This window comes from Chryseolinea serpens (genome assembly GCF_900129725.1).
Lineage (GTDB): Bacteria > Bacteroidota > Bacteroidia > Cytophagales > Cyclobacteriaceae > Chryseolinea > Chryseolinea serpens.
This window is the reverse complement of record NZ_FQWQ01000006.1, coordinates 488,773-500,064: the sequence shown is the minus strand read 5'-3', so window position 1 is coordinate 500,064 and position 11,292 is coordinate 488,773. Positions and strand designations below refer to the sequence as shown.

The following is an 11,292-nucleotide window of genomic DNA, read 5'->3' as shown; positions in this document are numbered from 1 at the left end:
ACAATAACTTAATACGCCGGGGCAAGCGCTAGTTTTTCAAATACTCTTTCTTCAACAACGGGCAGATCTTATAGCGTTCGTCCTTGGTGTCATCATACAGCGCCTCGATGAGCTCGTACACATGCTTCACTCCAATGCGCTGGCACCACTCGAAGGGTCCATAGGGATAGTTTGTCCCCAGCTTCATCGCCAGGTCGATGTCCTTGCGGGTAGCGGTGCCGTCTTGCACGGTATAGTAGGCCTCGTTGATGATCATGCACACGACGCGCGGCGTGACCAGTCCGACGCGATCGTCGACCAGCAGGAAATCCGTTTTCAGCTCGCTGCAAATTCTCCGGAGGCGGGGTTCGTCTTCGGGTTTCCACAGGCTCACTTCCATGACCTCGCGCGAAAGAAATGTGGGCAGGCCGTTAAAGCCGAAGATCGTGCTTTCCAAGGCATGGTCGGTGAGGTGTACCAACTCGCCCAGGCTCACCTTGCACGTATTGATGAAGGCGGTGGCGGCGTATTCGTTATAGATCTCGAACTGGTGCACTTCTTCTTCGATGATGAAGTCGAAGACCAAGTCGCTGTTCCTCAAAAACTTTTCCGCGTCGCGGTGCTCGTCTACCCGGGAGTAAATGTGCTTGTCACCAAATTTCTGGTGACATTCCTGCAGGTTGACGGGCTCACCGATAACTAAAATATTCATGCGCGAAGCTAAATCCGTTGAACGATTGTTTATTTTTGACGACTGCTAAATTAATTTTTAAACTTCACAAACATGGCAAAAACTGTTGTTTATTCCTCGGATGCACCCGAACCCATAGGTCCCTACAGCCAGGCCATCCAGGCCGGCAACATGCTTTTCATCAGTGGTCAGATTCCCATGAAGGGGGGCGAGATCGTGAAAGGCACCATCGAAGAAGAGACCACCCAGGTGATGGCCAACCTCGCCGCGATCCTGAAAGCCGCCGGGCTGGACTTTAGTGCCGTGGTGAAAACATCGATCTTTTTAAAGAATATGGGCGATTTCCCCAAAGTGAACGAGGTCTATGGAAAATATTTCACCCAAAACCCGCCCGCTCGCGAAACCGTGGAGGTCAGCCGCCTGCCCAAAGACGTGAACGTGGAGATCTCGTGTATCGCCCTGAAACCGTGATGTTTGGCGGGTGACCGAAACACGAATTTTTTGGCTAAATCCATTAAAAAACGAAGATTTTTGATGTGAATTTGGAAATTTAGGAATCGGAATTAAATTTGCACTCCCAAATCGATCACACCCACACACAACCAAGATTTTGCGGGAGTAGCTCAGTTGGTAGAGCACGACCTTGCCAAGGTCGGGGTCGCGAGTTCGAGTCTCGTTTCCCGCTCAAAAGAATAGCCCCTTTCCGGATGGAAAGGGGATTATTTTTTCAGGAGGTTTGTAAAAAGATCTCCCTCGTTGTCAGCAAGAAATGCCCACAAGCAAAACCTGCCCGGGTGGTGAAATTGGTAGACACGCAGGACTTAAAATCCTGTGACCCCAAAAGGTCGTGCGGGTTCAAGTCCCGCCCTGGGTACTCAAAAGGAAAACCCCGTCGCCAGGTTTTCCCTTTATAAATTCCCTCACACTGCGTAATTAAATCTGCGGCCCATAGCGGCCTTTGTGCATAACCCTAAGCCATCATCACTATGGATAAAATTCTCTGGGAAAAAATAGCAGCCTTCGACCTCGACGATCCCATCAGCGAATATGGATTTTCCACCCGCCTCGCAGCCGAAAATTTTTGGACGCAGGACTTTACACGCAAGGCCATCCTGGAATATAAAAAATTTATGTACCTGGCCGGGACCTCCAGTTTCATGGTGTCGCCTTCAGAAATTGTGGACACGGTCTGGCATCAGCATCTCATCTTCACAAAATCGTATGCCGATCTGTGTGATCTGATCGGGAAGGCCATTCAACACATTCCCTCCACGCACAACCGGGAAGACTTCGAGAAATTTCAGCAAGCCAAAGAGCGAACAAAAAAATTGTATGCCGACACCTTCGGTCAGCAGCCGCGTGAAATATGGGAGTATGCGGGCATGTATGAAGCTTTGCGACTGCCAAAGGCCAAATATAAAATCAGGACCTTTGTGATTTTTGCCATGTTGGTGACGATCGTGTCGCTGATCCCTTTTTATTTTCTTTTGAAGCCGGTCTACATACACATCGACAATCCGTACTTCCTGATTGGTTATAGCATCCTGGCGATTGCTTCCGGCGTCGGCCTGCATGAATTCAATAAATGGCGCCTCACAACCATTGTCAAGGGTTTCAAACGCTTCACGTTCATTCATCATCTCGACCCGATGGAGTTGGTGTATCTCAAAACACAGAAGCTCGCCAACGTAGTCCATGGAAACGTGAGCCAACTGATTGACGAAAACATGATCGAGGTTGTCAAAACAGACAATGCTTTGAAACTGAATCCGGACGCGAAACCGGAAAATGTTGAACAGTATACCATTTTCGAAGAACTGAAAGATCGCGAGCAAAGAGAATACCCCTTACTGCTACGAACGTTGACAAGCAAACCTGCCTTCAGCAACATTTCAAATTCGATGGACGCTTTCAAAAAGTATTTCTCAAAATCGACAGTCTTCGGGAAGCTTTTCTATCTCAACTTCGCTGTGTACGCCTTTTTGATCCTGTTGGGGTTTGTGCGGCTCTCGACCGGATTGATGAGAGATAAGGAAGTCGCGAACCTGGTCATCGTTCTTTTTGTACTAACCTACGGTGCAGGCTATTACCTTGTGCGGTTAACAAAATTGGTTTGCATAAACACCATTCCCGCATTCTACGAAAACGAGATCCTGCCAACAAAAGAAAATCGCAAGGACTGGTCATGGCGTTTCTTTGTTATGGGACCGGCAGTGTTGTCAACGACTTTTTTTCCGGTAGTGAAGGATTTTGATTCGGCCCTCAACAACGATTCGTCCAGTTGGGACAGTTCCAGCAGTTCGTCTTGCGGGTCGAGTTGTGGAAGTTCCTGCAGCAGTTGTGGGGGATGTGGGGGAGATTAAATCGTCATTGGATCTCCTTCAAATCCTCATAACCCGACTCGCCCTTCACCCCGATCGACTTCACCACCCCAACACCTGGAGCGTAATATTTTTGCCCCACGATCCCCGTTTCCAACAAGCTCCATTCCGCCGTTTGCAAGCAATTCTCAAATGAGCCATACGGTACGCTGACAGACGCGGCACTACTGAGTACCTGGGCAACGTCTTCGGCCTCGCCTTTAAAGTACTCCTGTCTGTACCACATACTGACCAGGGGTTTTGCCAACATAATAATCCCCGGCATGGCGCCGTTGACGCCCGCTTCCCACGATCCCTTTGTGCCCGTTACCTGACCGTTCTCAAAAGTTTGGGTCGCTTCGCCGAAGTACCACACATTGCCTTGCTTGTCCTGGGCATACCAGTCGTACGTGTCTTCGACCAAACTACCATTCTCATAAGCTTGATCATGCACCTCCACGCAAGTAACGCCCTGGATCATTTTGGTCTTGCTGGTATACGCCACCAGGATGCGGGTGTCGCCACCCTCGTCGCTCTTGCCTTCATACACATAGGTTTTTTCCGGAATGAGAGGAAAGAACTCGTTCCCGACAATGCTGGTGGTTTCAAAATCATTGGGGTCGATCGCAACATCGTAAGGCGTATCCGCAGGATTTTCCGGCACAGGGTCTTCGTCTTTGCCGCAACGCATCAGCGCAATGAAAAGAAGTGCATAGAGGGTTATATTTTTCATAAAGCGGTAAATTAAGGGTGGATGGAGAAACACTGACATCACGGGAGAAAACGAGAATAGGTTGGTTCGCCAGGTTTATTTCAATTTTTAACAAGGCGCAACCAACCCTTAGGCAAAAACTTGCGTGTTACTATTTAACGGTCACACCTAAAACACTGCCTATCAAAGAGACCGAACTATATAAACTCCTGGATTCTTGTCGAAGTGGGGATCGCATGAGCCAAGACCGGCTCTACAGAGAATTTTACGCCTACGCCATGGGCATTTGCCTGCGCTACTCCAGGACAAGCGAAGAGGCCATCGAGATCTTGAATGATGGCTTTATCAAAATTTTCTCCAAGCTTCATTTGTATTCCACAGGTTTGTCGTTCAACGGATGGTTGAGGAAGATCATGATCAACTCAGCCATTGATTATTTCAGGAGAAACGAGAAACATTACTACAGCCTTGACATTTCGCACGTTCAGCATGAATCATTATCCGAAACCGCCCTGGATAATCTTTCGGCGCAAGAGATCATTTCTTCGATCCAGAGGCTTCCGCCCTCCTATCGCATGGTGTTCAATCTTTTTGTTATCGAAGGATATCAACATGAAGAGATCGCCAACCAGCTCAACATCACCGTAGGCACTTCGAAATCGAATCTGGCCATTGCCAGAAATAAGCTTAAGAAAATGCTGATGACGGACCAGGAAGAAAAGCTAAAGTACAGCCAGCATGGATGACAACAGGTTCGATAGTGCCATAAGAAAAAAATTGCGCGAATACGAGCATCCGGGCGAACCTGGCGCCCTGACCGGACTTCATCACCAGATTGCAGCAATGTCGACGGCATCATGGTATTCACGCCACCGTGTCGAGTTGTTGATTGGCACGGGGTTGTTGATTGTCACGATGATCATTCTTGGAGAACAATGGTTGATAACGCGCGAACTGGAGGAGGAAGTTAAAACCCTGACCGCGCAAACCGGGGAGATTGAGAAATTGCGTGCAGAAGTTCATCAATTGCAGATGCGAAAAGCCGATACTGTCCGGATCATTGACAGCCGGCAGCAAGGATCTTTGTTGACCGCATCGCTGATCCGGCGAATTGCCACATTGGAAGAGACCAATCGAAAATTAATGGCCGATAACCTTTTGCAAAAAAACAATGGAGCAGCTTTTGTGCCCGGTAACGAATCGGCATCGGAGTATGACGCAATGAACGCAGCCGCTCCGACACGCATCACGCCGCATGAGGTGGAAGGCAAGAGTTCTCGCGTTGCTCGTGAGCACAAGGAAATGAACCCTTCCATCGAGCGATCGCTTTCTGCAAAAACCATCTACAACCTGGAGAAGCACTATAGCCGGGGTGTTGGATTAACACTGGGTCCCGCTGTTGAATTTTCAAATGGCCTGTATTCTTTGGGCGACGGTCATGCAAATTTAGGTGCAGGCATTCTGGCGGACTTGATTTTTTCGCCGTCCCTGGCATTGGAAACCGGCGCGAAGTACAGCACACGTTCTTATGCCATTCATGATGAACAAATATTGGCAAACGCCCCCCTACCCGGAGTAGACACCCATTTGGGCGATCTGCAACGTGCCGAGATCGATTACCGCATGCTCGAAATCCCACTAAACCTGAAATTCCGATACCCGCTTTCGTTGGCCAATCATTGGCTTGCCGGCATCGGCTATTCTTCGACCATCCATCTGAACGAAGACCTGGAGTATACCTACCGGTTCGATAACCAAACCGCAAATCCGACATCTATAATCTCTACCGCTACCGCAAAAAAAACAACCATCTATCCTGGGACCATCAATCTCTCGCTAGGCTTTAGTCACGCACTGAAGGACCGACGAGCAATCGAAGCCTCCCTCTTTTACAATCACGGACTTGGAACGCAGGGCGTCGAAGAAACGAGGACACGGTTTTTTGGGGTGCGTGGGGTTTATTGGTTCACCATTCGTTGAAAGCGTCGAGAGGGATTATTTTTTCTGAATAATATGCATTCGCCCCAACGCTTTATAATTCTTTTGCTCTTCACCAGCGACTGAGGACGACCTATTTCAATTCCCATTTTTCCAAATAGGCCATCAATCCTTTCTCTAGCTTACTTCCGACATATCCGATGCCCTTTGCGTAGTAATTGTAATACACCTGCAGCTTTTCCTTGTCTCTTCCCGTCAATTGTTCTGCCTTAATTACAAGACAATTTTCAAACCGATCGTTAGGTGTCGTCAGTGTTCCTGATAGGCTTTTGATTTCGTACCTCCACGCGCCATCGGAGCTAACCCAGGTATGGTCAATTTTCAATTCGCCGGGAATGTCAACAGTTTCTTGTCTCGATTTTGAGTCCAGCGAGTAGAGTGTGCCCCTCTCGTCAACTCTCGAAAAGAGTGTGTCGGTATCACCCCAAGAATATTTTCGTAGACATCTTGTATAATTTTTCCCCTTGTAGTTTAATGTTCCTTCGATTACCTCGTCCACAAAGGAATTTTGCGGCATTCTGAAAGTCCACTTGTTCCCGACCGCTAAAGGCGAATAATTTTGAGCACTTGCGTTTGATCCTATCAGGCTTAAAACTATCAAGACAACTATCTTATACATACTATTTAACTTAAAATGTGCTCCAAAATAACCGGATAAAAATTAATTTTAGCCTTTCTTGACCACTAATCCCTTGCGCATGAAAAAAATCACCGCCGCACTGCTCATTCTCCTCCTCGCCTCCTGCACCAAAAAAGAAACCATCCTCATCACCCAAGAAAACGTCCGCGACATCCTCACCAAATATGGCCAGGAGAATCCCGAGAACGAAGTGACCATCGAGACCTCCTTTGGCACCATGCGGTTGAAGTTATATGAAGACACCCCGCTCCATCGCGCCAACTTCATCAAGCTCATCAAAGATGGCCAATACGAAAACGCCGATTTCTATCGCATCGCCAGCGGCTTCATGATCCAGGGTGGTGACCTGAATAAGAAGCTGAAATACCGCGTGCCTGCCGAATTCAGACCGGAGCATTATCATAAAAAAGGCGCCCTGTCCATGGCCCGCCAGGACGAGAACAATCCCAACCTGGAATCGTCCGCTGCCGAGTTCTTTATCGTTCACGGCACGCCTTACTATCCCGAAGACATCACTGTAGAAGAAAAAACGCTGGGGATCACGCACACTCCGGAGCAAAGAAAGGTCTACGAAACGGTGGGCGGCTACATGACGCTCGATCAAAAATATACCGTCTTTGGTGAGGTGGTGGAAGGCTTTGACGTCATCGACAAGATCGCTCACGAAAAGGTATACGACCTGGAGAAACCACTCCGCAAAATTCCGATGAAGGTCACCGTCGTGGAAAAAAAATAAATATAACCGTGACCGCCATGGAAAGGCTGTGAAAAGTCTTTCGCACGACCGACTGTATTCAGCATACTTTTTTATTTTTATCGCATGAACAACACCACCCTCCGCAAAGGAATAAAATCAGATCTTCCCCGCGTACTTGAGCTCATCAAAGAACTCGCCACTTTCGAACGCGCTCCCGACGAAGTGATCAACACCGTGGAGATGATGGAGAAAGACGGCTTTGGTCCCAACCCCATCTATGGATTCTACGTGGCCGAAAACGAGAACGGCATTGTGGGCCTGGCGCTCTACTACTATCGCTACTCCACCTGGAAAGGCCGCCGCCTCTACCTGGAAGACATCATCGTTACCGAATCGGAACGGGGAAAAGGCATTGGCAAACTCTTATTTGACAAGACGCTGGAAGTGACCTTGCAGGAAAACTGCTCGGGCATGGTGTGGCAGGTGCTCGATTGGAATGAGCCTGCCATTGTGTTCTATAAAAAATATGGCTCAACGCTGGGCCAGGAGTGGATCAACTGCGCCTTGGAAAAAGAGCAGATCGAAAAATTGCTAAAGGGATGATCCCTTTTGCAAACGTTATAAAAGCAAAGAGGCCGGAACGTTCCGGCCTCCTCCTTTTGTGGTGCTAGGCATCCACATCGAATATCGTCCACACCGGAATGCTGATGCCTCCTTTCAGGATCACGAAGTCGTCGGCATAGTCGATCACGTCGCTTTCCGTTTCGAGGGTTTCGCCGTTGGGCAATCGCATATATAGGCTAATGGGAATGTGTTCGCAGTTGCTGAGGATCATGGCGCGCAGAAGCTTGTTCCGCCGCAGTTCCTTTTCTTCTGTGTTCGACAGCACGTCTTTCGATCCGAAATAAAACAGACGAATATCAGAAGGGTTTATCACTCTGGTGTCTTTCATAGCCAAGAGAATTAAAAAGGTTGGTAAATAGAAAAAAAAGTGTGCAAGACAATCTTGCGGGAACACAGTTTTTACAAACTGTTACGGGGCGAGACATCCTGGCGGTCTAATTCCGCAAGGCCCTGAAAACGATATAGGCCCGGATGGGCTTATACAGCGATGAACGGAAGTTGTTATTTATGATCTGCCCGCACGTGGGCACGAGAATTAATGCATTGAAGGGAACGGCATCCTGAAAATGCAAAGGCTTCACCTCGTCTGCATCGTCAAGCGAGATGAGCGTGCTCGACACGCATTCTTTGGAGGCTTTCACCTGCGTGGGTTTGGTGTCACCAACGCTCTCGCCATACGCGAACAGGCTGCCCCACAGGAACAGGATGCTTAGCGATAATGTGGTGAGCCTCACTTTCATTTTATGCTTCTCTTAGGGAGAGAAACGAAAGTAAATATTTTTTATTTTGAAGACAACGAAATATTCTATTTCTATAGGGGGATTTTCATACCTCTTCGAGCAAGGTCATGAATGCAACATGACGGTTATGGAAACGTGTGCGGTGCTCTTCTACGAGCTTGGGGGCATATTTTTCGAGATAGGTTGTCACGTGATTGATGGTGTTTGCAAAATATTGAACGCTGTATGAAACACCGTCGTCGTCCTGGTCGTGCAGGACTTTATAGATTTTCCAGTCCACAAACATGCCCGTGGCCATCACCCGGGGAATGTGATTTTCTCTCATCCAGGCGAGCCACTCCTCCTGGATTTCCTTATCGATGCCGACGGTCACGTTATATAAAAGCATGTTCAAAGGTATCGCTTTCTACTTTCAGAACGAATGCGCGATGCAGGGTTTAACATAAAATGGAGGATGGAAATAAAATGGCCGGTCCAACTACAGCAAGCTCATCACCGCGAAAAAGTGACAGACACTTCCGCCGAGCACGAAAATGTGCCAAATGCTGTGGGCATATTTCATTTTATCTTTTATAAAAAAGAAAACACCGGCCGTATAGCTGGCCCCACCAAAAACCAAAAAAAGAAATCCTTGTGTCGTCATGTGGTCATAGACCGGTTTAATAAAGAATACGACCGCCCATCCCATCGTCACATACAACAAGGTCGAGATCCATTCGGCCTTGCCGGTGTGAAAGGCTTTCAACACCACGCCACCGATGGCGCACGCCCACACCAATCCAAAGATCGTCCAGCCCAACCAGCCGTTCAGCACGGTGAGGCAAAACGGTGTGTAGGTGCCGGCGATGAGCAGGAAGATGGCCATGTGATCGAATTTCCGGAACAGCCGCTTCACGCGGGGCGACGGCAAACTGTGGTATAGGGTGGACATTACATAGAGGATCACCAACATCGCTCCAAACACCGTGAAGCCGGTAATGTGCCACGCCGTTCCATAAAGCGACGAAAACACGACCAGCAACACCAACCCGGCAATGGCCAGCAAGGCACCCACGCCGTGCGTTATGGCGTTGGCTATTTCTTCACCTAGCGAGGGAGTTTTATGTTCCATAATCCTTTTTTTTTGAATGCGAATATCTACGGTCAAGTAACGGAATGATCCGAAAAAATAGTATCTTCCTCATCAAATGAAGTTTCGCATCGCTTTACCGACCGTGCTTTTCTTCACCGTGCTGATCACCTCCACGGCCACCGCTCAATTTAAACGGAGCTATGCCCCGATGCCCATGCGCGTACCCATGCCCACGGACGTCAGCAGCACAAAAACCAAAATTTCCGGAAAATGGTTTATTCCCGGCCTGACCGGCGACAGAGACCGGGTGGTCTATAAACCCGCCGTGCCTTCCATGATCACACCCGCCAGCCTGCCCGTAAGCGAATCGTACTGGATCGGGTCGGTCACCAGCCAATCGTATAACCAGGGAAAGATCGGCCGCTATTATTATTGGGACATGCAGGGAAATCTGCGCGAGTCTTATCTCTTCCTCGATATTGCCGGAAAAAATAAACGTGGCCTAAAATTGGTTTTCCCCCGCCGCCACGGCTTCACCTTCTAAATTCCCTTTACGTAATCGCTCAAGTATTGAAAGGTCTCCGTCAGGGCCCCGTCGCGGGCAATGGTGCCGCGTTCGATGATGCCTTCGGGATCGTCCAGCAACAGCGGCTTGAGGATGCGGTCGATCAGATCGCGCCCGAATTCTTCGGAGGCACTGCGCGGCAATTCGCAGGGTAAATTATCGACCGCCATCACGGTAACAAATTCATCGTTGCTCAGCGGCGGCTTCAGGGCATCCGTGCGCGGATCGAAATCGTAGATGGGATCGGCGATGGAGCTGGCTTGCTTCGTGCTGGGAATAGATCCACCAATGTCGCAGGTGATGTCGGCAATGATCTTGATCTTAAAATCGGGCGAGGTCATTTCTTCGCGGGTGAAAAGCACGGGCGCCTTCGGATTCCAGAAAGCACCGGCCATCAGGATGTCGGTCACTGCCGTGAAGTCTTTGAAGTGCGAGGTGTAACGCTCGGGGTACTCATGAAATTCTTCGCGGTTAAAATGTCCACCGTCTTTGCGCGTGTGATAGTCGGCACTGGCCAGTTGAACATAGACCGGCTCGTTGAACGTGCGCGTTAAAAAATCCTGGGGCGACACTTTGCGAATGCCGGCGGTATCCAAAGTCTCCATGGCGCCTTTTCCCACGCGACCGGCGCCCGTTAAAATGATCTTCACGGCGGGGAGTTTCACTTTGCGCAATTCAAGCTTCAGGTCGTTCACATCAAAACATTCGAAAGCCCGGCGCAAGGTGTAGCCACCATATCGCTTACCATAGGTCCACAACCCGTTGAACGCACCGACGATGCCGGCATAGCGCCCGAAGGCCACCAGGCGGTTGCCTTGTTTATCCTTCAAGGCTTCATAGTCGATGAGCCTGATCTTTTTCTTTAGCACTTCCTGCAGGAGCTTCCGGTTATAGGGTTGCTTCTTGATGGTGTGCGAAAAAAAAAGGTAGGTCTTGCCTTCCAGGAGCTGCGCCACGGGCACTTCTTTTATGCCCATCAGGATATCACAGTCCGCCACCGAGGGTTGTGCGGCAATGCCCACGGCTTCATATTCCTGATCCTTGAAGCATCGAAACTCACTTTGCTGTGCCACTACGGTGACATGGGCAAAACGCTGTACGATTTCCTCCACTTGATGGGGCGTGAAGGGAACCCGTTTATCGGGTGGAGTTTTTCCTTCGCGGATAAGACCTAGTCGCATAGCACTTCTCTACGGGTTGGTTAACGGACACAA

Annotated in this window: 15 protein-coding genes and 2 tRNA genes; 9 read left to right on the top strand and 8 right to left on the bottom strand. The window is 49.2% G+C overall.

The features are described 5' to 3' along the window. Window positions 1-28 precede the first annotated feature (28 nt). Window positions 29-691 carry a 3-hydroxyacyl-CoA dehydrogenase family protein gene (locus BUB30_RS33645; RefSeq protein WP_073143276.1) on the bottom strand — a complete coding sequence of 221 codons (663 nt, stop codon included), beginning with the start codon at window positions 689-691 and terminating at the stop codon, window positions 29-31. A gap of 72 nt (window positions 692-763) precedes the next feature. Here BUB30_RS33645 and BUB30_RS33640 point away from each other — a divergent pair, with 72 nt between their 5' ends. From BUB30_RS33640 to BUB30_RS33625, 4 genes are all read left to right on the top strand, one after another. After that, window positions 764-1,141, top strand: a complete 378-nt coding sequence (locus BUB30_RS33640) for a RidA family protein (protein ID WP_073143274.1) — start codon at window positions 764-766, stop codon at window positions 1,139-1,141. 141 nt (window positions 1,142-1,282) lie between these two features. Further along, window positions 1,283-1,355 (top strand) — tRNA-Gly (locus BUB30_RS33635). 103 nt (window positions 1,356-1,458) lie between these two features. Then, window positions 1,459-1,544: transfer RNA gene (locus BUB30_RS33630), tRNA-Leu, on the top strand. A gap of 112 nt (window positions 1,545-1,656) precedes the next feature. Beyond that, window positions 1,657-3,033: a hypothetical protein gene (locus BUB30_RS33625; protein ID WP_073143272.1), complete on the top strand. Its 1,377-nt coding sequence runs from the start codon at window positions 1,657-1,659 to the stop codon at window positions 3,031-3,033. 4 nt (window positions 3,034-3,037) lie between these two features. Here the strand turns inward: BUB30_RS33625 and BUB30_RS33620 are convergent, their stop codons facing one another. Continuing rightward, window positions 3,038-3,763, bottom strand: a complete 726-nt coding sequence (locus tag BUB30_RS33620) for a hypothetical protein (RefSeq protein ID WP_073143271.1) — start codon at window positions 3,761-3,763, stop codon at window positions 3,038-3,040. Between the two features lie 155 nt (window positions 3,764-3,918). On the opposite strand from BUB30_RS33620, the gene BUB30_RS33615 reads away from it, so the two are divergent. Both BUB30_RS33615 and BUB30_RS33610 read left to right on the top strand, forming a co-directional pair. Next, window positions 3,919-4,488: an RNA polymerase sigma factor gene (locus BUB30_RS33615; protein WP_317044245.1), complete on the top strand. Its 570-nt coding sequence runs from the start codon at window positions 3,919-3,921 to the stop codon at window positions 4,486-4,488. Continuing rightward, window positions 4,481-5,722 (top strand): hypothetical protein, encoded by a 1,242-nt coding sequence (locus BUB30_RS33610; protein WP_073143269.1) that lies wholly within the window; start codon window positions 4,481-4,483, stop codon window positions 5,720-5,722. Before BUB30_RS33615 ends, BUB30_RS33610 begins: the two co-directional genes overlap by 8 nt. 91 nt (window positions 5,723-5,813) lie before the next feature. Here the strand turns inward: BUB30_RS33610 and BUB30_RS33605 are convergent, their stop codons facing one another. Then, window positions 5,814-6,359, bottom strand: a complete 546-nt coding sequence (locus BUB30_RS33605; protein WP_073143267.1) for a hypothetical protein — start codon at window positions 6,357-6,359, stop codon at window positions 5,814-5,816. 79 nt (window positions 6,360-6,438) lie between these two features. On the opposite strand from BUB30_RS33605, the gene BUB30_RS33600 reads away from it, so the two are divergent. Together BUB30_RS33600 and BUB30_RS33595 are read left to right on the top strand one after the other, a co-directional pair. Beyond that, window positions 6,439-7,116 (top strand): peptidylprolyl isomerase, encoded by a 678-nt coding sequence (locus BUB30_RS33600; protein ID WP_073143265.1) that lies wholly within the window; start codon window positions 6,439-6,441, stop codon window positions 7,114-7,116. Between the two features lie 84 nt (window positions 7,117-7,200). Further along, entirely contained in the window at window positions 7,201-7,680 is a 480-nt protein-coding gene (locus tag BUB30_RS33595; protein ID WP_073143264.1) for a GNAT family N-acetyltransferase, read from the top strand. A 64-nt stretch (window positions 7,681-7,744) separates the two neighbouring features. Here BUB30_RS33595 and BUB30_RS33590 read toward each other — a convergent pair whose 3' ends face one another. The 4 genes from BUB30_RS33590 to trhA form a co-directional block, all read right to left on the bottom strand. Continuing rightward, the gene (locus BUB30_RS33590) at window positions 7,745-8,029 is read right to left on the bottom strand and encodes a hypothetical protein (RefSeq protein WP_073143262.1); all 285 of its coding nucleotides are present in this window, start codon (window positions 8,027-8,029) and stop codon (window positions 7,745-7,747) included. A 106-nt stretch (window positions 8,030-8,135) separates the two neighbouring features. Beyond that, entirely contained in the window at window positions 8,136-8,441 is a 306-nt protein-coding gene (locus tag BUB30_RS33585; protein WP_073143261.1) for a hypothetical protein, read from the bottom strand. 85 nt (window positions 8,442-8,526) lie between these two features. Continuing rightward, window positions 8,527-8,829, bottom strand: a complete 303-nt coding sequence (locus BUB30_RS33580; protein ID WP_073143259.1) for a DUF4286 family protein — start codon at window positions 8,827-8,829, stop codon at window positions 8,527-8,529. 90 nt (window positions 8,830-8,919) lie between these two features. Beyond that, window positions 8,920-9,552 carry a PAQR family membrane homeostasis protein TrhA gene (gene trhA, locus BUB30_RS33575; RefSeq protein WP_073143490.1) on the bottom strand — a complete coding sequence of 211 codons (633 nt, stop codon included), beginning with the start codon at window positions 9,550-9,552 and terminating at the stop codon, window positions 8,920-8,922. Window positions 9,553-9,628: 76 nt separating this feature from the next. Here trhA and BUB30_RS33570 point away from each other — a divergent pair, with 76 nt between their 5' ends. Beyond that, window positions 9,629-10,057, top strand: a complete 429-nt coding sequence (locus BUB30_RS33570; RefSeq protein WP_073143257.1) for a hypothetical protein — start codon at window positions 9,629-9,631, stop codon at window positions 10,055-10,057. Here BUB30_RS33570 and BUB30_RS33565 read toward each other — a convergent pair. Beyond that, the gene (locus BUB30_RS33565; RefSeq protein ID WP_073143256.1) at window positions 10,054-11,259 is read right to left on the bottom strand and encodes an NAD(P)-dependent oxidoreductase; all 1,206 of its coding nucleotides are present in this window, start codon (window positions 11,257-11,259) and stop codon (window positions 10,054-10,056) included. The two genes, BUB30_RS33570 and BUB30_RS33565, sit on opposite strands and share 4 nt — an antisense overlap. Window positions 11,260-11,292: the final 33 nt, after the last annotated feature.